Raw genomic sequence first — 22,539 nt, forward strand, 5'->3', positions numbered from 1 at the left:
GCAATGAGTCGCGAGGGTGCGGGCCGCAGTTGCCCGCTGCATTACCGTTACCGGCCCGAGCAACTGGGGCAGGACCCGGAAGCCTGGCCTGAGCAGGTGCTGTACGTCGCCGGTGGTTTGTATGGCAATCCTTTCGCCCTCGATGCAATCGAATCCATGGTGGCTCAGGAGCGGGCCGCCGGGCGTTCGGTCAGGCTGCTGTTCAATGGTGACTTCAACTGGTTCAATGCCGACGACACCCTGTTCCGGACCATCAACAACCGGGTGTTGCGACATGATGCCATGCTAGGCAACGTCGAGTACGAACTGGCCCAGCCCAGTGACAGCGCAGGCTGTGGCTGTGCCTACCCGGAGTTCGTCGACGACGGTGTGGTTTCGCGGTCCAATCGCATCATGCAACGACTGCAGGCGGTGGCCGCTGACCAGCCGGAAATTCAGCAGCAATTGCGTGGTCTGGCGCGTTGGCGCTGCGGGATCTTTGGTGGCCTAAAGGTTTTGATTTTACACGGAGATCCCGAGTCCCTGGCGGGCTGGGGGCTGGCCCGGGAACGGTTGCAGGCATCGGGGGATCAGCGGCTACGGCAGTGGTTCCGCCAGACTGGCGCCGATGTGATGGTCTGCAGCCACACCTGCCTGCCGCTGTTGTGGCAGGGCGAGGTGGATGGCCGGCTCTGTCGGGTGGTGAACAACGGTTCCGCGGGGATGGCCAATCTGTATGGTGACAGCCGTGGCCTGATCGCCCGAATCAGCGCCATGCCGCCGTTCGCGACGAATCTGGCAATGCTCGAGGGGCATGCTCAGACGGTCGCGCTGGCACCGGTCTCGTTCGATCTGCACGCCTGGCAGGGGACCTTCGATCGGCTCTGGCCGGCCGGCTCCGACGCCGCCATTTCCTACCGTGATCGCATCCTCCAGGGTACCGGATTAGATGCATCTGACATGCTTCTGTAACCCTTTCTGCAAGCCCGTATGCGATGATAGGCACTGAGGCGATGATCGCTTTTTGATCATTCCCCGGGGTTAGCTCTGCTGATGACCTTGAAATATCTTTCGAGGTCTATATAATTTAGCACTAACTTTTTGAGGCGAATGAATCACGCTATGACCACCGAAGGTTCGAATACCACCGCCATCACCCTCCGGATTCCGGAGAAGCGTGATGGCTTCCGGCTCTACCAGCTGGTGGCCCAATGCCCGCCGCTGGACCCCAACTCCATGTACTGCAACCTGCTGCAGTGCACCCACTTTGCCGAGACCTGTGTTGCCGCCGAACTGGATGGTGACCTGGTCGGATTCATCTCCGGCTACATTCCTCCGCAACAGCCCGACACCCTGTTCATCTGGCAGGTGGCCGTCCACGAGAAAGGACGCGGCCAGGGGCTGGCCAAGCGCATGCTCAAGGCCATCGCCGGCCGTGAGGTGTGCGCCAGCGTGACCCACCTGGAAACCACCATCACCGCGGACAACGAGGCGTCCTGGGCGCTGTTCCGTTCGTTTGCCCGCGACCTTGGGGCAGAGCTGAAGTACCACGAGCACTTCGAGAAGGCGGCCCATTTTGGCGGCGAACACGATTCCGAGTTCCTGCTGCGTATCGGTCCCTTCAGCCAACCAGCCATACCGTGAGCGAGCCGGCGGCTCGCTGAGGTCGGGCTGCCAACAGGCTCCCAATCACGTGCGACGCGCTGGTCGCGACCGACACTGAACAGCCTTCGCACATCTACCTCGAACCTAAAATGCTAAGAGGCAAGACAATGGATATTTTCAAGAGCACCGAATCCGAAGTACGCGTTTATTCCCGCGCTTTTCCGATGGTTTTCAACCGGGCCAAGAACGCCCACATCTACTCCGAGGATGGCCAGGAGTACCTGGACTTTCTCGCCGGTGCCGGCTCGCTGAACTACGGTCACAACAACGACACCCTGAAACAGGCACTGCTGACGTACATCGAGAGCGATGGCATCAGCCAGGGTCTTGACCTGTTCACCACCGCCAAGCACGACTTCATCGCGGCGTACAAGAAGTACATCCTCGACCCCCGTGAGCTGGACTACAAAATGCAGTTCACCGGACCGACCGGTACCAACTGTGTGGAAGCGGCCCTGAAACTGGCCCGCAAGGTGAAAGGCCGCGACGGCATCATCTCCTTCACCAACGGCTTCCACGGTGTGTCCCTGGGTGCGGTTGCCGCCACCGGTAACAAGCATCACCGCGGTGGTGCCGGGGTACCGCTGAACAGCGTGACCTTCATGCCCTACGACGGTTATCTGGGCGAGGGTGTCGACACCCTGGCGATGATGGACAAGATGCTGTCTGACAACTCCTCCGGTCTCGACCTGCCGGCCGCCGTGATTGTTGAGGCGGTACAGGGCGAAGGCGGCCTCAACGCGGCCAGCGCCGAGTGGCTGCAGGGTCTGGAGAAACTGTGCAAGAAGCACGACATGCTGCTGATCCTGGACGACATCCAGGCCGGTAACGGCCGTTCCGGTGAGTTCTTCAGCTTCGAATTTGCCGGCATCAAGCCGGACATTGTCACGGTCTCCAAGTCCCTGAGCGGCTATGGTCTGCCGATGGCGCTGGTGCTGTTCAAGCCGGAGCTGGACGTGTGGGGTCCGGGTGAGCACAACGGTACCTTCCGTGGTAACAACATGGCGTTCATCACCGCCCGTACCGCCATCGAGACGTACTGGAAAGACGACGCCTTCGCCAAGGAAGTGCAGGAGAAGACCGAGGTGCTGGGCAACGGCCTGCAGGCCATCGCTGACAAGTACGGTAGCGATTTCTACCTCAAGGGCCGTGGCCTGATGCGTGGTATTGCCTGCCCCAACGGCGATCTGGCGGACAAGATCACCTCGCTGGCGTTCGAGAAAGGCCTGATCATTGAGACCAGTGGTCCCAACGACGAAGTCATCAAGTGCCTGATGCCGCTGACCACCAGCAAGGATGACCTGAAGAAGGGTACCGACATCCTGGCCGAGTGTTTTGACGAGGTTTTAGGTACAAGTCTGAGCAAGGCATCGTAACGCCAAGGACGAACCGACAATGACTAGCCAACAACATACCGTAGAAAAAATCGGCGGCACGTCGATGAGCAACTACGAGGCGGTCCGGGACAACATCATCCTGGGCGGCCGCACCGAGGACGAGCTGTATCAGCGCATCTTCGTGGTCTCGGCTTACGGCGGTGTCACCAATGAGCTGCTGGAGCACAAGAAAACCGGTGAACCGGGCGTTTACGCCCTGTTCGCCGATGCCGAGTCGGACTGGGCCTGGGGCGATGACCTCACCAAGCTGGTGCAGTTCCTGACCGACCTCAACGGCGAGCTGTTCGAAGACCCGATGCTCAAGCAGCAGGCGGACCAGTTCATCACCGATCGCATCGAAGGCGTTCGCGGTTGTCTGATCGACCTGCAGCGGTTGTGCTCTTACGGCCAGTTCCAGCTCGAGGAGCATCTGCTCACCGTGCGGGAGATGCTGGCGGGTATCGGCGAAGCCCACAGTGCCTTCAACACTGCGCTGAAATTGCAGCAGGAAGGCATCAATGCCCGCTTTGTGGATCTCACCGGCTGGCGTGACAACGAGCTGCTGCCGCTGGATGAAAAGCTCAAGCAGGCGTTCGACGCCGTCGACCTGAGCCGTGAGCTGCCCATCGTGACCGGCTACGCCCAGTGCAAGGAAGGTCTGATGCGAACCTTCGACCGGGGTTACAGCGAGATGACCTTCAGCCGGGTGGCGGTGATCACCGACGCTCGGGAAGCGATTATCCACAAGGAATACCACCTCAGCTCCGCCGATCCCAACATCGTCGGTGAAGAGAAGGTGGTACCACTGGGGCGGACCAACTACGACGTTGCCGACCAGTTGGCCAACCTGGGGATGGAGGCGATTCACCCCCGGGCCGGCAAGGGCCTGCGTCAGAACGAGATTCCGCTGCGAGTGAAGAACACCTTCGAGCCGGAGCATACCGGTACCCTGATCACGCCGGATTACGTCAGTGAGAAGCCGCAGGTGGAGATCATCGCCGGCGCCAAGGGGGTGTTCGCGGTGGAAGTGTTCGACCAGGACATGCAGGGCGAGCCGGGGTCCGATCGCAAGATCCTCGACACCCTGGCCCGTTTCAAGGTGCGCTTCGTGTCCAAGGACACCAACGCCAATACCATCACCCATTACGTCGACAGCACGCTGAAGAACATCAAGCGGGTGGTGAAGGCGCTGCAGGAAGTGTTCCCGAATGCCGAGATCAACACCCGCAAGGTGGCGTTGGTATCAGCCATCGGTTCCGATATGAAAGTGCCGGGTATCCTGTCACGTTCAGTGAAGGCGCTGGCGGATGCTGAAATCAGCGTGCTGGCCATCCACCAGTGCATGCGCCAGGTGGATATCCAGTTCGTCATCGATGAGGATGCCTACGACCGCTCCATTGCGGCGTTGCACGGTGTGCTGATCGAACCTCACAACCACGAGTACGCCATCGTCGCGGCGTAAGTGGTGCATGAGTTGCCCGGAAAGGGAACCGGTCGCTTCCTTTCCGGGTAATGGAGGGTGTCTTGCCTCCCGATCGGGGCGTCCGGCGTTGCCGGGCGTCTCCGATCCCCTTCCGGGCGGCACTCTCTGTTTTCCCTGTTTTCCCTTTCTGCCTTTTGCAGCCTTCTGGCTACAACAGCACAATCCCCACCGCCAGCTGCGTCGCCATGGCGACCGCGGTCAATGCCAGTCTCAGCCGCAGGTACCAGGCGGGCCAAAAACTCTTCATCCACACCGCATCCACCAGGTAGAGCAGCAGATAGGCCAGCGGGAACAGCACCGCCTGGATCGTCATGGGTAGCAGCACCGCGACACCAGCGGTCACAAAGAACGCCTGGCTCAGCGCCATCACCACCACCGGCGAGACCGGATAGCAGTGCTGCTGGAGTTGCAGGCCAATGGGCCAGTAGACCCCGGCCATGAACACCAGGATCCCGGCACTGTAGAGGTAGAACAGGTCCATCATCTGGGCCTGACGCTCAGGCCACAGCAACACGGCAGCGGCACCGGCAAGGAAGGGCAGCAACCCCAACAGGCCAACGGCAACGGCAAGACGGGCAATGGCGATCACGACTTGCGCCTCTGCAGGTCAATGCTCAGCGGCGGCACCGGTGCCGGGTCCATGCCGATCATTTCGTTGTAGGCGGATGGGTGAATGATCACCAGGCGCTGGGGCTCAAACACCGCCAGGGTGTCCTTGATCTCCCAGCTGCTGCGGAACAGCAGGGTCTGGCCATGGTCATCGGACAGCACCTGACCGCGCCCGCCCATGTACAGGGTGGCCATGTAGCGCTGGCCTTCCAGGGACAGGATGTCGACCCGCTCGATGGTAACGTTGGCCGCCTGTCGCAATTCCTCCAGGGTGATACGCATGGCATGCTCCGAAGCCGTGAATGTCCCCCTGATGTACGACCGTCCCGCGGGGCGGGATCAGTTGGATGTGGCTTCGTCGCGACAGGCCTGGTGGGCCGGGCAGCCCACCAGATGGTCATTGACCAGGCCGGTGGCCTGCATAAAGGCGTAGACAATGGTGGGGCCGACGAAATTGAACCCGGCCTTCTTCAGGGCCCTGGACATGGCCTCCGCCTGTGGCGTGGTGACCGGTACTTCCTCAAAGGTTCGCCACTGGTTCTGTACCGGTCGGCCATCGACGAAGGACCACAGAAAGTCACTGAATGATTCCCCGCGCTCCTGGAACCCCAGATAGGCGCGGGCATTGCGGATGATCGACTGGACCTTGAGGCGATTGCGGATAATGCCCGGGTTCGCCAGCAGCTCCGCCACCTTGGCGTCGTCGTAGCGGACGATTTTCTGTGGGTCGAAGCCATCGTAGGCCTCGCGGTAGGTTTCCTGTTTGCGCAGGATGGTGATCCAGCTCAGCCCGGCCTGCTGGCCATCGAGACAGAGCTTCTCGAACAGCGCCAGGTCGTCGTACTCGGGGCGGCCCCAGACGGTATCGTGGTAATGGACATACAGTGGGTCGGTGCCGCACCAGGGGCAGCGTTGGGTGTCGTCAGTCATGGTTGCTTCCGGTTGCCGGCAGAATCGGGCAGGGCCGGGCCGGCTTGTCCGTGCCCTCTGCCGTATGGAAAGGGGTGCCGCCGGCGGCGCTAACCGGCGGCGCGGCAGTGGCCAGGGACAGTTGCGGGTCCGCCACCAGCCACTGTGTTGGCGTAGTGACACCGGTTGGGCAGCGGTACACCAGCGCCAGTTGGAAACCACCGGTGGTGGTGCTGATGGCCCACCAGTCGGGGTCCGACAAATCGCCGTGCAACTGGCCATCGGCGTCGATCTCCAGGGTTTGCAGGTTGCCGGCGATGCCCCGGCCGGTGGCCTTCAACCAGGCTTCCTTCAGGGTCCAGCAGCGCAGGAATGCGCTGGCGTCCGGTTCGGCCAGCAGCCAGGCCTGCTCCCTTTCGCTGAACCAGCGCTGCACCACCCGCCGCCAGCGGCTGTGGCGTCCCAGCGGTTCCAGATCAATGCCCAGCGGTTGCTCCCAGGCGGTGGCACAGGCCACCACGCCATGGCTGTGGCTGAGGGACAGCCGCCACCCGGCCGGCGCAGCCGCTGCCACCGGACGCCCGCTGACCGGTCGACACTGTTCAGGCGGGCGCCCGGCGGCGTGCCCCAGGGCCTGGCGGATCAGCCAGCGACTGTGCAGGAAATCGAGCCGACCGGTGCCGTGATGGCCGGTGGCCCGCTGCTGTTCTTCGCGGCTCAGCCAGCCGGGCAGGGCCTCGGGCTGCTGGTCGGGAACCCGGGCCAGCCAGATTTGTGGTGCCGTTGCCTCAGGGCTGCAGGCGCTGGATGAGCCAGCCATCGTCTTGCCTCAGATATTCAAAACGGTCGTGCAGCCGGGACGGCCGCCCCTGCCAGAACTCGAAGCGTTGCGGGATCACCCGGTAACCGCCCCAGAAACTGGGCAGTGGCACCTCGCCGGCGCTGAAGCGCTGTTTGATCTCCGCTACTTTCTGTTCCAGCAGACCGCGCGAGGTGATTACCTGGCTCTGTTCCGAAACCCAGGCACCAAGCTGGCTACCGCGGGGGCGGGAGGCGAAGTACTTGAGCGACTCGGTCTTGCTGACCTTTTCCACCCGGCCCTGGACGATCACCTGGCGATTGAGACCAATCCAGGGGAACAGCAGCGCCGCCTTGGGGTTTTCCTCCAGCTCCCGGGCCTTGCGGCTCTGGTAATTGGTGTAGAACACCAGTCCCTGGTCGTCGAAGTATTTCAGCAGCACCGTGCGCAGGTCCGGCAGGCCGTCACTGCCGGTGGTGGCCAGTGACATCGCGTTGGGTTCCAGCAGCCCGGCCTCGCGGGCATCGTGAAACCAGCGTTCGAACTGGCGGGTGGGGTTGTCGTCCAGGTGGTCGCGGTCGAGGCCTTCGCTCTCGAACTCCCGGCGCATGTCACCAATGTCCATAGGGCTATCCTTTGGTGGTTGAGCCTTTGAGGGGCTTCAGGGTCTTCGTCATACTGGGGCTGAATACGATGGTGTATTCTTTCAAGATCGTTGGATCAATGGAACCTGGTATCCCTTCAGCCAAGGGAAGGGATAGGGAGACGTCTGTGGCAAGGCAGGTGAGTGGCAACCGCACAATCAAACGGATCGGACTGTGGCTGGCGGTGGTGCTGTTGCTGTACATGCTGGCCGGGTTTGTGGCTCTGCCCTGGTGGCTGGAGCGTCAGGTGCCCGGCCGGTTCCGGGACCAGCTGGGGTGGCAGGCGGAGGTCGAGGACATCCGTTTTAACCCCCTCTCCCTGGCGCTGGAAGCGTCTGCGCTGAGCGCGACGGACAGCCGCGGCGAGTCCGTGCTGACGGTGCCGGAGCTGCGGGTGGATCTGTCGTTTCTGCACCTGTTTACCGGTGTGCTGGCCTTTGACGGCATCCGGGTGACGCAGCCACAGCTGCACCTGGAGCTGTTGCCGGGCGGGCAGATCAGTCTGCTGCAGGACTGGCAGGACCAGCACCCGGCCACCGATGATCCTGAACCGGAGTCCGACACAGAATCTGGGCCGATACCACTGCTGCTGCGGTCGCTGGTGCTGGCGGAGGGGCAGATCGCGCTCTGGGATCGTCGCACGGACACGCCGCGGCACTTTGATATCGCACCCCTCAACCTGAATCTTTCAGACCTGGCCACCTTCCCGCGTGATGACGGGGACAGCTGGTACCATCTCCAGGCCCGAATCGGCGACCAGCACCTGAGCTGGGAAGGCAGCCTCAGCTTGGCGCCGCTCTACTCCGAAGGGCGCCTCACCCTGGACGATCTGGATTACGACACCCTGGCTCACTTCGCCGGCGCGGCGTTGCCCTACACCCTGACCGACGGAGAGGTCAGCGTCAGCACGGACTACCAGCTGGCTTACGACAACCGGCTGTCCCTGGTCACCACCGGGGGAGCGGTGACCGTGGCGGAGCTGGCCATCCGTGAGCCGGCGGGTGAGGACACCGGTCTGGCCCTGGAGCGCCTGACCCTCACCGACATTCGCTTCAGCCTGCTGGAGCGCTGGCTGGAACTGGGACCGATGACCCTGCAGAACCTGTCGCTGGAGCTGGCTCGCGACGCGGACGGCCAGTTGAACTGGTTCAAACCGCTGGTGGCGACAGATCCCGCCGCGAATGACACCCCTGAGGATGACAGCGACAGCGCCCCGGCCTGGCAGTGGTCGCTGGCGGGCATCAACCTGACCGGAGCCAACCTGCGCTGGCAGGATCAGCAACCGCCCCGGCCGGTGAGCCTGGAGGCAACCGACCTGGCGCTGACTCTGGGTCCGCTGAGTGAGCAACTGTCCGAACCGGTGGACTATCTCCTGGAAACCGGTGTTGCCAGTGGTGGCCAGCTGTCCGCCCAGGGCCAGGTGACGCTGACGCCGCTGACCCTGGAGGCGGCCGTGTCCGCCCGTGACCTGGCGCTGGCACCACTGTCACCCTACATCGAACAGGCCAGCCAGCTGGCGATTCGTGACGGCCGCCTGGCCCTGGACGGTGAACTTGACCTGGACGACCAGAAACAGCCCATGACCGGCACCTTCAGTGGCAGCGCCGAGATTGGCGGGCTGGTGACGGCGGTGGTGGACCGGGAAGAGGAGCTGCTGGCATGGCAGCTGTTGCGGCTGGCGCCGATTGAATACAACCTCGCCCCGGCGCGTCTGGAGATCGGCCAGGTAACGCTAACCGGGCCCCAGGCCCAGCTGCTGCGGGAGGCCTCCGGAAACCTCAATATCGCTGCGCTGCTGGCTTCGCCTGCGGATGCCACGGACGCCCCGGCCGACCCCGACACCCCGACCGAGCCTGTCAGTAAGAAAGAGGCACCGGGATTGATCTTCCGCATAGGCGAACTGGCACTGAGCGGTGGTCAGGTGGCCTACACCGATCGCAGCGTCAGCCCCGCCTTCAATACCCGCCTGCGGGCGCTGGATGGCCAGGTGATTGGGCTCAGCAACATTCCGCCACAACAGGGGCGTGTGCAGCTCTCGGGCCGGGTCGGTGAGTCCGGCCAGTTGCGGCTGGACGGCACCCTGTCGCCTCTGGGAGCCGAGGGCGACAGCACCCTGACCCTGGAACTCAGCGACGTCTCCATGCCAACCTTTTCGCCCTACGCTGGCCGCTACCTGGGCTATGGCATTGACCGGGGCAAACTGGGGCTGGGACTGGATTACCAGCTGTCCGGCACGGAACTGAGTGCGGAGAACCGGGTGTTGCTGGACCGCCTGGAACTGGGCCAGGCGGTGGCCAGCGACGAGGCGGTGCAGGCACCGGTCAGCCTGGGGCTGGCGCTGCTGCGGGATCGCCGTGGCGTGATCGAGCTGGATATCCCGGTCAGCGGGAATCTGGACGACCCGGACTTCCGGCTGGACCGGGTGCTGTGGCGCACCTTCGTCAACCTGGTGGTGAAAGCCGCGGCATCGCCCTTCAGCGCGCTGGGTGCGGTGGCCGAAATGGCGGGGCTGAGCGGCGAAGAGCTGGGCGCGGTGGATTTTGTGCCCGGTGACGTCGCCCTGGCCGACGGCGAGGCCGACAAGTTGGCGGTGTTGGCCCAGGCGTTGGTCGAGCGCCCGGAGCTGATTCTCGAAGTGCGTGGTGCGGTGGTGCCGTCCCGGGATGGCCTGGCGCTGCACCGGCAGGCGTTGTGGCAGCAATTGGGTGTGGCGGAGGCCGGTGCTTCAACCCGCATCGGTGCGCTGGAAGGCGCGGTCCGTGACCGGTTCGGCGCGGCCACCCTGGATGCAATGCGCGAGCAGGCGGCTGCAGCCGGCGGCGAACCCTGGGCGGACCGGCTGGTGCGACGCCTGACGGCTGATCGCTCCCTGCCGCCGGAAACCTTGGGCCGACTGGCGGCGGCGCGAGGGGAATGGCTGCACCGTCAGTTGTCGGAACAGTACCACATCCCGGCCAGCCAACTGTTTCTGGCGGAGCCGTCACTGGATGCCCCGGCGTCCGACGACGGCCGGGTGACCGTGCCCTTCAGCCTGCAGGCACGCTGACGGCGTGCCTGCCGCCAGTGGCTGTCATTGCCATCGAGGCCATGATTCCAAGCCATGAATCCAATCCAAGAATCGACTTAATGAAAAGGAACGTTGTGAACAAGCGTCCCCTGAGCCATTTCTTTGCCTACGTTGCCCGGCTGCGCTGGATTCGCCGCTGGGGCCTGATGCGCAACGCCATAGAGGAAAACGTCGCCACCCATTCCTGGGAGGTGGCGACCCTGGCCCACGCCCTGGCGCTGATTCGTAATCGCCACTTCGACGGTGACGTCAATGCTGATCGCATCGCGACCGCGGCGCTCTACCACGACGCCACCGAGGTGATTACCGGGGATCTGCCAACGCCGGTGAAGTACCACTCGAAAGTGATGCGGGAGGCGTTTGGCGACGTTGAACACAAGGCGGAATCGGAGTTGCTGGCGCTGTTGCCGGCGTCCCTGCAGGGGGCGTTTGCGCCTTACATCCGGGAATCAACCTGGCCGGAGCAGGAGCGGGTGCTGATCAAGGCGGCGGACCGGTTGTCCGCCTGGCTCAAGTGCCAGGCGGAGATCCAGGCCGGTAACCGGGAGTTTGAGCCGGCGGCGGACCAGATCCTGGCCCGCCTGCAGGAGGAAGCGTTGCCGGAGGTGCTGTACTTCCTCGAAGTGTTTGCCCCCAGCTACCAGCGTCCCCTGGATCATTTGCTGGAATAGCCGCGGGTTCAGCTGTTGGCGCCGGAGCCGCCGACCATCCCGCTGCGCAGACCGTCACGCTGGCGGCTGCTGCGCACCGCGTCTGCCTCTTCTTCTGCACCGGAATGCGCTGCCTTTCCCACCGGCTCAGCGAGCCCCCTCACACGCGAAGTACCAGAACTGACCGCAGCGCCCAGCTTCGGTGCTGCCTTCTGCCATGTTGAGGTTGCGGACTCTGCGCGATGATGGGGCATACCCTGTGGCGCCGCCCCGGCGAGCCCGGAATTCATAACAAGAGGTCACCCCGATGAAAGATCTGCACAACAAAGTCGCTGTCGTTACCGGTGCCGGTTCCGGCATTGGCCGTGCCCTGGCCAAGGCCCTGGCGGCCAGGGGCTGCCGTCTGGCCCTGTCCGATGTTAACGAGGCTGGTCTGTCCGAAACCGCCGAGCAGTGCGGTGCCAACGAAGTCCGTTGCTACACCCTGGACGTATCCAGTCGTGACGCAATCTACGCCCATGCCGACCAGGTGGCGAAGGACTTTGGCCAGGTCAATCTGGTGATCAACAACGCCGGCGTGGCGCTGTCGGCCTCGGTGCGGGAGATGACCGACGAGGACTTCAAGTGGGTGATGGATATCGACTTCTGGGGTGTGGCCCACGGCACCCGTGCCTTCCTGCCGCACCTGATTGCCTCCGGTGATGGTCACGTGGTGAACATTTCCAGCGTGTTTGGCCTGATTGGCGTGCCCAAGCAGAGCGCCTACAACGCCGCCAAATTTGCCGTGCGCGGTTTCACCGAGTCGCTGCGTCAGGAAATGAAGCTGGAAGAACAGCCGGTGGCTGTCAGCTGTGTTCACCCCGGCGGTATTCGTACCAACATCGCCAACGCCGCCCGCATGGGCAAATCGGAGAACGCCGAAGCCCAGCGCAAGGGTTTCGACAAACTGGCCATGACCACGCCGGCAAAAGCGGCGGAGACCATTGTCAAAGGCATTCTGCGGGACGAGTCCCGCATCCTGGTGGGCCCGGATGCCTGGGGCATCGATGCCCTCAACCGGGTGCTGGGGGCGGCCTACCAGCCCCTGGTCCAGCGGTTCTCCCGCAAGAGCCTCTACAACTGAGGCGGTCTGGTGATGTGGTTCCCGGTTGCTGTTAACCAGGACCCTGCCTGCGGGTTTACTCGCTGGGGCAGCGTCGTATACTGGCGGTATCTGAGGGACCAATTCTCCATGACTTCTTCGACTTCCTGTGACGCCCCGGCGCCGGCCAGCGAAGGCCTGCGCCCCCATTATCGCCGCGATCTGCTTCGCCTGCTTTACGCCGTCACTGCCGGCGCCCTGGTGGCCTTCGCGGCGCTGCAGTTTCACAACGGCAAGCCGGCGCTGGCCGGTCTGGAACTGCTGGCCAGTGTGCTGCTGCTGACCGGCTACCTCCGTCTGGCCCGATGTCGGCATCTGCGGGTCTGGACCTACGGCTACCTGATTCCACTGTTCGCCTTCTTCAACTACGTCATCATCATGCCCCAGGCCTCGGTGGCCTCCTTCGTGTGGGTGCTGATGATGCCGGTGCTGGCGTACCTGCTGCTGGGGCGACAACGGGGGCTGGTGCTCAGCGTGCCGTTCATGGCCGCCGGCTGTGTCAGCTATACCTACTATCTCGGCAGCCAGCATTCCGCCGGCGTTGGTGTGGACCTGCTCAACATGCTGCTGTGCGCCGGCCTGATGCTGGTGTTCATCCACCTGTTTGAGCAGCGCCGGGAGGCGGCGGAAGGGCAACTGCTGGCGCTGACCCAGGTGGACCCGCTCACCGGTCTGGTCAACCACCAGCGCTTCCGTGACAGCCTGGCGCGGACCCTGTCGGAGTGTCAGCGCAGCAACAGCCCCTGCGCTCTGGTGCTGCTGGACATCGACGGTTTTCAGACCCTGCAGGCACACCAGGGGCTGGCGTTCAGCAATCGCCTGGTGGCGGCGGTGACCGAGGTGCTGACCCACCGGTTGCGCTCCACCGACGTGATCGGACGCCTGGGTGACGGGTCGTTTGGCCTGGTATTACGCGACCTTCAGCGTGCCGATGCGGAACAGTTGACGGCCAGTTTGCAGGCGCAGGTGGCCGCGCTGCGGCTGGAGGCGGACGACGGTGCATTCTCGCCGGCACTGGCGGTGGGGCTAGCCCATAGCGATCGTGATGGTCATCAGGCAGACGGTCTGGTGCGTAGCGCCAGTCGCCGGTTGCAGACTGGTGGTGTCATTGACGCCAACGGGCACGGATAGGGAGCGGTACCGATGTGTGAATTGCTGGCGATGAGCGCCAATACTCCCACCGATCTGTGTTTCAGCTTTACCGGCCTGACCCGCCGCGGTGGTGACACCGGCCCCCATCGCGATGGCTGGGGTGTGGCCTTCTATGAGGGCAAGGGCGTGCGGGCGTTCCACGAATCCGGCGCCAGTGCCAGTTCGCGGATTGCCGAGGTGGTGCAGACCCACCCGATCAAGAGCGAAGTGGCGGTGTGCCATATCCGCCAGGCCAATGTTGGCTCGGTGTGTCTGGCCAACACCCACCCGTTCATCCGCGAGCTATGGGGCCGCTACTGGACATTTGCCCACAACGGTCAGCTCAAGACCTTCCAGCCGCAAACCGGATTCTACGAGCCGGTGGGCAGTACCGACAGCGAGGCGCTGTTCTGCGACCTGCTCAATCACCTGCGGGCCTCGGGCAGTCGTGAGGCTGACCTGGATAGCCTGGTCGCCCAACTGGTGGAACGGGCCGCCGATTACGCCCGGCAGGGGGTGTGTAACCTGCTGCTGACCAACGGCGACTGGCTGTTCACCTTCTGCACCACCAAGATGGCCAGCATCACCCGGCGAGCACCTTTTGGCCCGGCAAGGCTGAAAGATGCCGATGTGACGGTGGATTTCGAGGCCGAAACCACCCCCAACGATGTGGTCAGTGTGATCGTCACCGAACCGCTGACCACCGATGAACGATGGGATCTGTACCAGCCCGGTGAGTGGCGGCTGTGGCGTCTGGGCGAAGTGATTCGGCGGGGACGACAGTCGATTACCGATTAACCGGAGACGATGGTGGAACTGTGATCCAGTTCCGCAATCCGGCGCCGGGGTCAGCCATTGGGTGGATGCCGGTGGTGACACCGGAGCGTAGTGTTTTCGTTGCGTCTTCAGCGACAGCTTGAAAGGTAGAGTCCATGACGGTAACCCACATTGCAGCCACAGCCGAGCCCGCAGCCGACGTGCTGATGCCGTCGCAACCCGTGCCAGCGTCGCCGGTGCGTCTGCCGTCGGCGCAACTGGAAAGCTGGTTGTGTCAGCACGGCCGCCAATCCAGCAGCTACTTCTCCCTGCAACAGGGCTGCCGCCACTACAGTCTGGACAGCCTGGGCTTCGTGCCCTACATCCCGGTGCCGACGCTGGCCGGTCCGGTCAACGTGGTGTTTACCGATCCGGTGGCGGCGCCCAACCAATTGCCCCGGTTGCTGCGCCAGTTCGAGCGCAGCGTGCCTGGCCGGCCGCTGTACGTGGGGGTGGGGCCGCAGATGGCCGATACCCTGGCGGGGCTGGGGCATCGCACCAACATCATCGGCACCGAGTTTGCCGTCGATCTGGAGCGCTTCAGCCTGCGTGGGCGGGCGATGAAACAGCTGCGCCATGCCAGCAACCTGCACCGGCGCCATGCCGTGTCGGTGATGGAGCTGCCGGCGGCCGGCGTGGACCAGACCGCGGTGGCGGCCATCTCCGACGCCTGGCGTCAGGGCAAGGCGGTCAAACACCGGGAACTGAGCCTGCTGACCCGGCCGCCGGTGTTTGCTGATGAGTGGGGCGTGCGGAAGTTCTACGCCTACCTGGACGGTCAGTTGGCCGGCTACGTTTTCTTCGATCCCTATTTCGACAACGGCGAGCTGGTGGGGTACTGCGCCAATATCCTGCGGGCCCGGCCGGAGGCCCACCATTCCGGTCTGCTGGACTACATCATCCTGCAGGCGATGACCCGCTTCCGGGAGGAGGGCGTGCCGGAACTGTCTCTCGGCATCGCGCCGCTGCATGGCGTGCGCGCCTGCTCCGGCGAACAGCCGATGGTGCGTCGTCTCGCCCAGCTGTTCTACCGCCATGGCAACCGGCTGTATGCCTTTGCGCCGCTGGCCTACCACAAATCCCGCTATCGTGGCCGCGAAACCCCCTGGTACCTGTGTGCCCGCGATCTGGGTGCGGCCCGCATTGCCGCGGTGCTGCTGCGCGGTACCGGCCTGCTCGGCGGCAATTGGTCGCCAAACCGTTAGCTCTGTCTCACCCTGGCGGCCTCACCGTGGAGCCACCCGCTGTCCGTCGATAAGCTGGAAAGGAATCGTGACGGATGACCTGCCCAATGGTAGCGGAAACCAAACTGATCCGGCCGCGGCTGCCCGCCGGCCTGATTGATGACCCGGATCGCCTGGCCCTGCTGGATCGCTCCCAGGACGCGCCGCTGACGCTGGTGTGCGCGCCCGCCGGCTTTGGTAAGACCACCCTGGTCAGCCAATGGCTGGAGCAGCGCCAGCCCACCCACGCCTGGCTCGCGCTGGAAGCCCGTGACAACGAGCCGGCCCTGTTCTGGACCGGCATCCGGGAAGCCCTGGCACGTATCGACCCGCATTTTGATCGCCGTCATCAGGGCCTGTTCCAGGCGCTTGCCCAGGGTTGGGAGGATGATCCGGTCGACAGCCTGGTTAACGCTCTGTCGGATTACGCCCGCACCTGGCAGGCACCCCAGCGGCTTTACCTGGTGCTTGATGACTTCCACCAGATCCATAACCCGTTGTTGCTGAACCAGTGCCAGCGACTGTTCGACCTGGCGCCGGCGCTGTTGCGAGTGGTGGTGGTGTCCCGCCACGAACCACCGTTACGGCGCGCACGCCACCTGGCCCGGGCCCAGGCGCTGCTGGTGGGTTGTGACCAGCTGCGGTTCAGCGAAAGCCAGTCCTGCCGTTTCCTGCACCAACGCCTAGCGAGCCCGGTGGATGAGGCGCGTGCCCGCAGTCTGCACCGACAGACCGGTGGCTGGCCGGCCGCGTTACAGCTGGCAGGCCAGGTCCCGGCTCACCACGAGGCACCGGTCAACGACCGGACTGACGCGCCGATGCTGTCGGATTATCTGTTGGAGGAAGTATTCGGCCAGCTTGATGATGAGCTGCAGCAGTTTCTGCTGGCGATGGCACCGTTGCCATCGTTCTCGGAAGCACTGGCCAACACCGTGCGCCAAGCGGGTGATAGCGGTGATTTGATTGCCCGTATGCGGCAGCATCGGCTGCTGGTCTGGCACCTCGACGGCATAGCTGACGGCCCGCCCTGGTACCGCATGCACGATCTGCTGCGGGACTGGCTGCTGGCCCGGCCACAGGCGCCGGAACAGGGCCGGCGCCAGCGCTTGGCCGCGGCACGGGCGCTGGCGGACACCGGCCTGGTGGGGGATGCTCTGGAGCTGTACCTGGCGGACCAATGCTATGACGACGCCGAGCGGTTGCTGCCGATGTGGCTGGCGGCGGATGTGCAGCCAATCCATGGTGATCTGCTGCAGCGGTTTCCTGCGGCCTTTCGTCGTCAGTCTCCGGCGCTGGCGGTGGTGACGGCGCTGTTTCATTTCTTTGAGGGCCAGTACGAGCAGGTTCTGGCCAGCCTGGACCACGCCGACCGGCTGTGGGCTGGGAGTGATCAGACGCCGGAGCCGACGCTGGTCCACATTGGCCTGATGTTGCGTTGCCCCAGCGTTCGCCTCAGTGGCCGCCATCAGGATGCTGCGACGCTGGTGCGGCAACTGGAGCAGGGCCTGGACAGCGGCTTGGCTGAGGACCAGAGCCAGTTACGGCGCTGGGCGCTGTACACCCTGGGGGCCAACGCCTTCATGGAGGCCGAGCTGGGCCAGGCCGAGCGTTATCTCCGGGCGGCACTGGACGATGCCCGCCACTGGCGCGATGAGCGTTGCCTGCTGCGTTGTCTGGTGGTGCTGGTTCCGGCCCTGCTGCACCGGGGGGAAGTGGATCGAGCGGCCACGGAGTATCGCACCCTGGCCGGCTGGCTCCGGGATGCCGCCCGCGACACCGAAGCGCAATCGTTGCTGGCGTACCTGCAGGGGTTGCTGGCGCTGGAGGCGAATGACCTGGTGAATGCCCGGCAGCAGCTGGAGCGGGCCTGGGCGCTGGGCAGCGAACGGCTGACGCCACTGGATCAGTTGTACCTGCTGTTCGCCCTGTTCCGGCTGGCGCTGATTGACCATCGCGATGCCGAGGCCCTGGCCCAGGTGGCTCGCATGACCAGTCTGCACCGTCGACTGGATAATCCCTGGGCCTACAACGTGCCGGCACCGGAGGCGCTGCGGGCGCTGGTGGCCTGGCGCCAGGGCGATGCCTCGGCCCTGGTGCGCTGGTCCCAGCAGCCTGCCGAAACCGAGGCCCGGCCGCGTTTTTGTGTGTTGCACGAATCCCTGCTGCGGCTGGCCGGCAGCCTGCTGATGGGGCAGCCCATCGACGAGCCCCTGGCGTTGTTGCAGCAGGCGGCGGCGCAGGGGGACAACCGGCTGTTGCTGGGACGGTTGCAAGTACTGGCGGCGCAGCACAGCTGGTATCGGGAGGAGGCCCAGGGGCAGGCGGTGGCGCTGCTGGCGGAAACCCTGGACGAGTTTGTGCCGATGGGCGCGGTGCGACTGTTTCTCGATGAAGGGGTACTGCTGGAGCCGATTCTGCGGGCCTGCGTGGCCCGTAACCAGGGCCGGACCTCGGCTCAGGCGGTGTTGCGTCAGGGCGGAGATGCCGCGGAGGCGCCGGCGCCGGAGTTGGATTCAGCGCTGCTGTCTGACATCAGCAGCCGGGAGCGGGAAGTGCTGGTGCTGCTGGGATCGGGGCTCACCAACAAGGACCTGAGTGAACGTCTGGGCATCAGCCAGGCGACGGTGAAATCCCACCTCAGCAGCATCTACGGCAAGCTGGCGGTGGCCAACCGCACGGGGGCGGTGGCCCGCGCCCGTGCGTTGGGATTGGTGAGCTAGTTCATTGCTGAGGAATCTCTGATCACTGACTGATCACTGCAGGGTGCGACGGTTACCGTTCTTGAACTGCGGCGCGATGTGTTCGTTGATCTTGGCCTTGAAACGCTCGATCAGCTCGCTGTTGTCGTGATCCCAGGGGTGGAAGCCCGGCTTGAAGTATTCCAGCCAGGTGGGAATCAGGCTGGAGAAGGCGCCGTTCTTGCCCCACATCCGCCACATCCCCTTGGCGGTGTCCTTGAGGCTGAAGTGTTTCGGGTCCTTGATCATCATCTGGGCGGTAAAGGCGGAGGCCACCACGCCCAGCATGGCGGTGCTGAAGGCCAGGTAGAAGGCGCGTTCGGCGTAAGTGCCGCCGACTTCCTGGAAGACGTCAAAGGTGACCGCCTTGTGCTCGGTTTCCTCGATGGCGTGCCAGACCCAGATCGGTTGCATCGACTCGTGCATGTCTTCGCGAATGTCGTTCCGCTCCAGTAGCATGTCGGCCATCATTGCGGTGAGGTGTTCCAGGCCGCAGGTGATCGCCAGCTGATGCCGCTTCGGCAGCTTCTTGGCGATGCCCAATACCACACTCAGCTGCTTCTCCAGTTCTTCCACCGGCATGCCCTGGTCACGCACGTGCTGGTTCATGGCAATGTGTTCCAGCGAATGCATGGCTTCCTGGCCAATGAATCCCCGCACCTCTTCCTTCATCTTGGGATCGGTGATCTGATCGCGGAAGTAGCGTACCGAGTCAACAAAGAACTGTTCGCCCTGAGGGAACAGCACCGACAGTGCATTCATGGTGTGGCTCAGGATGTAGCTGTTGTCGAGCCAGTAACGCGGGTTCTTTTCGTCGAACTCGAAACCCATGCGCTGGGGCTTGATGGACACATTGTCCGGGGTCCGGGTCTTGGCGTTGTCAGAACGATTGTCAGAACGATTGTTGGCGGTGTCTTGAGTTGTCTGCATGTTGGTACTCCTGCGCTGTTCTTTTAATGGTCGCGCTTTGCGCTCAGTGATGAAGTCCGCGCTTTGCGCATCAGTCATGAATTGAGTGTGCCGGGGTCAAACCGGCGGGAGAAGGCGAGAAGGGGACGTCGGTCGTTCAGGTTGGGCCACCCTGGCCCGGATTGACTGGCCTGACGTCAGGGGCGGGCGCCGGAGCCACGGTGCTGTCCCGTGGGGCTTCGTGCTAGCATCCAGACAGGTGTGATGCCTGTGGTGTCCGTCCGGCGCCTGTCCGATCAGTTCGTTCATCCAGTTACGAAGGAAGTACCATGGCGAATACGAGTCCTGACAAAGAACGGCAGATGCTGGGTCTGTTCCTGGTGCCGGGTGTCTACATGCGGGTACTGGCGGAAACCGTCGGCAAGCTGGGCCACAACGAACGTCAGCTCTACGAGGGGCTGAGCTTTTTTGCGGAGGACCTCAAGGCCAACGACAGCCGGGTGTTTGTGACCGACGCCATGGTGATGGCCGAGCGGGCGGTGACGCTTGCCGGTGATCAGGGCCTCAGTTTCCTGCTGGCGCGGGAGCTGCGGCTGACCATCCACGGCACCCTGGGCCTGGCGGCGCTGACCAGTCCCACCATGGGGGAAGCCCTGGACTCGGTGCGGCGCTATCTGCAGTTGCGGGTGCCGTTTCTGACCATGGCCATCAACGACACCGACGACCGTGTTCTGGTGACCACTCAGGCCCAGTTTGACGTACCCGGGCTCTATCACTTCCTGGCGGAAACGGTGGCCACCACGCTGATGCTGCTGGCGGATCAGCTGATTGACCGCTCCAGTGCGGCGGCGATGGGGTTTGAGATCACCGACGGCAAGATCCCCGGGGTTGAGGTGCATCTGACGGCACCGGAGCCGGGGTATTTCCGCAACTTCGCCAACCAGCTGCCGGTGGCGTTCCAGTACCAGCAACCGGCGGAAATGATCATCTTCCCGAAGAAACTGCTGCAGGCGAAGATGCGCCTGGCCGATGCCGATGCCTCCAGGATGGCCCGGGACCAGTGCGAATTCGAGTTGCAGAAGGCACTCAAGGACCAGGGCGACATCACCTACGCCATCCGCAACATGCTGCACATCATGCCCGGGCCGCTGCCGTCACTGGAGGCCATGGCGGAGCGATTCTGTGTATCGTCACGGACCCTCAAGCGGCGGTTGGCGGAGAAAGACACCACCTACCGGGAGATTGTCGAGGGCGTGCTCAAGGACCGCGCCATCCAGCTGCTGCGTTACACCAACCAGTCGGTGAGCGAGATTGCCTACGAGCTGGGGTACGCCGACCTGTCCAACTTCAGCCGGGCGTTCCGCAAGTGGACCGGCAAATCCGCCAGCGAATTCCGCGAAGACGGCCCCGACCCGGCGCCGGAGATGGGGCCTTAAGCGAGGCGCTCGCCAGCTTCACGGGAGCTGTCGCCTTTGTCATCTTTTCCGAGCCAACGCTCGGTTACACTGGGGCCCGTTTAGCGTCCCGTTTCAACACAGGAGGGCAGCCCATGCAGCCTGCAGACACGCACAGCAAGATCATCGGTTACCTGCTCTGGATCTTTGGTTTCCTGGGCTCACACCGGTTCTACTACGGCAAGCCGGTGACCGGCACCATCTGGTTCTTCACCCTGGGATTTTTCCTGATTGGCTGGATCATTGACCTGTTCCTGATCCCGTCCATGGACCGCCAGGCCGGCCTGCGTTTCCGGGAAGGGGGCACCAGCTACAACGTGGCGTGGATTCTGCTCACCTTTCTCGGGGTGTTCGGAGTCCACCGCATGTACATGGGCAAGTGGATCACCGGCATCCTCTACCTGCTGACCGGCGGTCTGTTCCTGATCGGTATCCTGTACGATTTCTGGACCCTCAATGAGCAGGTGTCGATCAAGAACACAGAGTCCTCCGGCTACTGAGGGAGCCTCTGATTAACTCCGAATCGCCCCTGCGCGCTCAGCGCAGGGCCGCCTCCAGTTCCTCCAGCCCCTCGTCGAGGTGGTCCAGCAGCCGTTGCAGGCTGGGCAGGGTGCGCCGGCACCCGGTGAGACCGAATTCCACCTGATCGCAGTAGCTGGTCAGCGTCATGTTCAGCGCCATCCGGTCCATGGCGATGGACACCGGGTACATGCCCTCGAGCCGGGCTCCGTTCCAGTAACCCGGTTGCTGGGGCCCCGGCACATTGGAAATCACCACATTGAAGGTCTGCCACGTTGGCGCCAGCCCGGTCAGCAGGTGGAAGCCCGCCGGCGCCAGGGTCAGTGCGGTGACGTTGACGATCTCTTCCGCCGACAGGCTGGCGTAGCGGGCCTTGGCCTCGCCGACTTCCTGGTGAATGTGGCGCAGGCGCTCGCTGCTGTCGGCCAGGTCTGTGCCCAGAGACGCCAGAATCATCCCCACCTGATTGCCCTCGGCGCTGTCGTCCCGTCGCAGGGACACCGGCACCATGGCAATCAGCGACTGCTCCGGCAGCGCGCTCTGGCTGCGCAGGTAGGCGCGCAGGGCGTGGCCGCACATCGCCATCACCACATCGTTGACGGTGGCATCAAAGGCCTCCCCCACCGCCCGGATGCGCGCCAGGCTGTAGGACTGGGCGGCAAACCGGCGAGACCCGGTGACTTTCTGGTTGAGGATGCAGCGGGGGGCGCGAAACAGCGAGTCGTACTCGGGGTTGCGGCGGGCCCGCTGCACCGTGCGCAACAGTTCCCGTGCCACCGCCGGCAGGGTACCGAGCTGGCGACCGGACTGTCCCAGCAGGTGGCTGAGACTGTCGATCACCGATCCCCGTGGCTGCGGCTGACGGTTCGCTCTGGGCGGCAACGACCAGATCGGCGGCAGCTCGCGCTCCGTCGGCGTGTCCGCCAGCATCCGCTTCATCATCCGCATCGCCGAGACGCCGTCCACCAGAGCGTGATGGACCTTGGTGTAGATGGCGAAGCGCCGGTCCGGCAGCCCTTCAATCAGGTGAAATTCCCACAGCGGCCGTTCCCGGTCCATCAGGTGGCTGTGCTCGGCCGAGACGAACGCCAGCAGTTCGCGGATGCGCCCGGGGGTGGGCAGGGCCTCGAAGCGGACGTGGTGTTCCAGATCCAACTGGGTGTCTTCGGTCCAGTAGGGCTGGCCAAAGCGGCTGGTGAGACGCTGGTTGAACGGTGCCGTCACGGTGGTCTGCTGTCGCAGCTGATCCGCCAGCTGGGCGACGTAGTCATCGGGGGCGTCATCGGGAAAGGAGAAAAGCTGCAGTCCGCCCACGTGCATGGGCTGCTGCCGCTTTTCAAGCCACAGGAACAGCTGGTCGGCCGGGCTGAGAGGTTTCAAAGGGACAGGTCCTTGTTGTCGCTGTTATTGGTCTGCCCCGATACTAC

20 protein-coding genes are annotated in these 22,539 nt (G+C 63.9%); 13 read left to right on the plus strand and 7 right to left on the minus strand.

What is annotated here, in order from left to right:
* Positions 1-3: 3 nt before the first annotated feature.
* The 4 genes from MLD24_RS10500 (at position 4) to MLD24_RS10515 (ending at position 4,482) form a co-directional block, all read left to right on the plus strand.
* On the plus strand, positions 4-951 hold the full coding sequence (locus tag MLD24_RS10500) for a metallophosphoesterase family protein (RefSeq protein WP_248166581.1): 948 nt from the start codon (positions 4-6) through the stop codon (positions 949-951).
* A gap of 150 nt (positions 952-1,101) precedes the next feature.
* A complete protein-coding gene (gene ectA / locus MLD24_RS10505) occupies positions 1,102-1,623 on the plus strand; it encodes a diaminobutyrate acetyltransferase (RefSeq protein ID WP_248166582.1) in 522 nt (173 codons plus the stop codon).
* Between the two features lie 128 nt (positions 1,624-1,751).
* Positions 1,752-3,020, plus strand: coding sequence for a diaminobutyrate--2-oxoglutarate transaminase (ectB, locus tag MLD24_RS10510; RefSeq protein WP_228752826.1), 1,269 nt, complete (start codon positions 1,752-1,754; stop codon positions 3,018-3,020).
* A gap of 19 nt (positions 3,021-3,039) precedes the next feature.
* The gene (locus MLD24_RS10515; protein ID WP_227172855.1) at positions 3,040-4,482 is read left to right on the plus strand and encodes an aspartate kinase; all 1,443 of its coding nucleotides are present in this window, start codon (positions 3,040-3,042) and stop codon (positions 4,480-4,482) included.
* A gap of 169 nt (positions 4,483-4,651) precedes the next feature.
* Here MLD24_RS10515 and MLD24_RS10520 read toward each other — a convergent pair whose 3' ends face one another.
* Genes MLD24_RS10520 through pdxH form a run of 5 tightly spaced genes read right to left on the minus strand, consistent with a single transcriptional unit; the run spans position 4,652 to position 7,445 of the window.
* Positions 4,652-5,092: a DUF3429 domain-containing protein gene (locus MLD24_RS10520; RefSeq protein ID WP_248166583.1), complete on the minus strand. Its 441-nt coding sequence runs from the start codon at positions 5,090-5,092 to the stop codon at positions 4,652-4,654.
* Positions 5,089-5,394 carry a DUF6482 family protein gene (locus tag MLD24_RS10525; protein WP_248166584.1) on the minus strand — a complete coding sequence of 102 codons (306 nt, stop codon included), beginning with the start codon at positions 5,392-5,394 and terminating at the stop codon, positions 5,089-5,091. The genes MLD24_RS10520 and MLD24_RS10525 overlap by 4 nt, the downstream gene beginning before the upstream one ends.
* A gap of 57 nt (positions 5,395-5,451) precedes the next feature.
* Positions 5,452-6,042 carry a DNA-3-methyladenine glycosylase I gene (locus MLD24_RS10530; protein ID WP_248166585.1) on the minus strand — a complete coding sequence of 197 codons (591 nt, stop codon included), beginning with the start codon at positions 6,040-6,042 and terminating at the stop codon, positions 5,452-5,454.
* Positions 6,035-6,841, minus strand: a complete 807-nt coding sequence (locus MLD24_RS10535) for a 4'-phosphopantetheinyl transferase family protein (protein WP_248166586.1) — start codon at positions 6,839-6,841, stop codon at positions 6,035-6,037. The genes MLD24_RS10530 and MLD24_RS10535 overlap by 8 nt, the downstream gene beginning before the upstream one ends.
* Positions 6,810-7,445, minus strand: coding sequence for a pyridoxamine 5'-phosphate oxidase (gene pdxH, locus MLD24_RS10540; RefSeq protein ID WP_227172850.1), 636 nt, complete (start codon positions 7,443-7,445; stop codon positions 6,810-6,812). Before pdxH ends, MLD24_RS10535 begins: the two co-directional genes overlap by 32 nt.
* Before the next feature lie 146 nt (positions 7,446-7,591).
* Between pdxH and MLD24_RS10545 the strand changes: the two genes are divergently transcribed.
* The 7 genes from MLD24_RS10545 to MLD24_RS10575 all read left to right on the plus strand — a co-directional run bounded on the left by MLD24_RS10545 (position 7,592) and on the right by MLD24_RS10575 (position 18,212).
* Positions 7,592-10,510, plus strand: a complete 2,919-nt coding sequence (locus MLD24_RS10545; RefSeq protein ID WP_248166587.1) for a DUF748 domain-containing protein — start codon at positions 7,592-7,594, stop codon at positions 10,508-10,510.
* A gap of 80 nt (positions 10,511-10,590) precedes the next feature.
* Positions 10,591-11,202, plus strand: a complete 612-nt coding sequence (gene yfbR, locus MLD24_RS10550; RefSeq protein ID WP_227172848.1) for a 5'-deoxynucleotidase — start codon at positions 10,591-10,593, stop codon at positions 11,200-11,202.
* A gap of 286 nt (positions 11,203-11,488) precedes the next feature.
* Positions 11,489-12,304, plus strand: a complete 816-nt coding sequence (locus tag MLD24_RS10555) for an SDR family NAD(P)-dependent oxidoreductase (RefSeq protein WP_227172845.1) — start codon at positions 11,489-11,491, stop codon at positions 12,302-12,304.
* A 108-nt stretch (positions 12,305-12,412) separates the two neighbouring features.
* The gene (locus MLD24_RS10560; RefSeq protein WP_248166588.1) at positions 12,413-13,453 is read left to right on the plus strand and encodes a GGDEF domain-containing protein; all 1,041 of its coding nucleotides are present in this window, start codon (positions 12,413-12,415) and stop codon (positions 13,451-13,453) included.
* Positions 13,454-13,465: 12 nt separating this feature from the next.
* The gene (locus MLD24_RS10565; protein WP_227172843.1) at positions 13,466-14,251 is read left to right on the plus strand and encodes a class II glutamine amidotransferase; all 786 of its coding nucleotides are present in this window, start codon (positions 13,466-13,468) and stop codon (positions 14,249-14,251) included.
* A 134-nt stretch (positions 14,252-14,385) separates the two neighbouring features.
* Positions 14,386-15,474, plus strand: a complete 1,089-nt coding sequence (locus MLD24_RS10570; RefSeq protein ID WP_248166589.1) for a DUF2156 domain-containing protein — start codon at positions 14,386-14,388, stop codon at positions 15,472-15,474.
* 74 nt (positions 15,475-15,548) lie between these two features.
* A complete protein-coding gene (locus tag MLD24_RS10575; protein ID WP_248166590.1) occupies positions 15,549-18,212 on the plus strand; it encodes a winged helix-turn-helix domain-containing protein in 2,664 nt (887 codons plus the stop codon).
* Between the two features lie 33 nt (positions 18,213-18,245).
* Here MLD24_RS10575 and MLD24_RS10580 read toward each other — a convergent pair whose 3' ends face one another.
* Positions 18,246-19,160 carry a metal-dependent hydrolase gene (locus MLD24_RS10580; protein WP_227172840.1) on the minus strand — a complete coding sequence of 305 codons (915 nt, stop codon included), beginning with the start codon at positions 19,158-19,160 and terminating at the stop codon, positions 18,246-18,248.
* Positions 19,161-19,468: 308 nt separating this feature from the next.
* On the opposite strand from MLD24_RS10580, the gene MLD24_RS10585 reads away from it, so the two are divergent.
* Positions 19,469-20,575: an AraC family transcriptional regulator gene (locus MLD24_RS10585; RefSeq protein WP_248166591.1), complete on the plus strand. Its 1,107-nt coding sequence runs from the start codon at positions 19,469-19,471 to the stop codon at positions 20,573-20,575.
* Positions 20,576-20,688: 113 nt separating this feature from the next.
* On the plus strand, positions 20,689-21,093 hold the full coding sequence (locus tag MLD24_RS10590) for an NINE protein (protein WP_227172838.1): 405 nt from the start codon (positions 20,689-20,691) through the stop codon (positions 21,091-21,093).
* A gap of 37 nt (positions 21,094-21,130) precedes the next feature.
* On the opposite strand, the gene MLD24_RS10595 is transcribed toward MLD24_RS10590, so the two are convergent.
* Positions 21,131-22,492, minus strand: a complete 1,362-nt coding sequence (locus MLD24_RS10595; RefSeq protein ID WP_248166592.1) for a WS/DGAT/MGAT family O-acyltransferase — start codon at positions 22,490-22,492, stop codon at positions 21,131-21,133.
* Positions 22,493-22,539: the final 47 nt, after the last annotated feature.

This window comes from Marinobacter xestospongiae, assembly GCF_023156385.1.
Taxonomy (GTDB): Bacteria; Pseudomonadota; Gammaproteobacteria; order Pseudomonadales; family Oleiphilaceae; genus Marinobacter; species Marinobacter xestospongiae.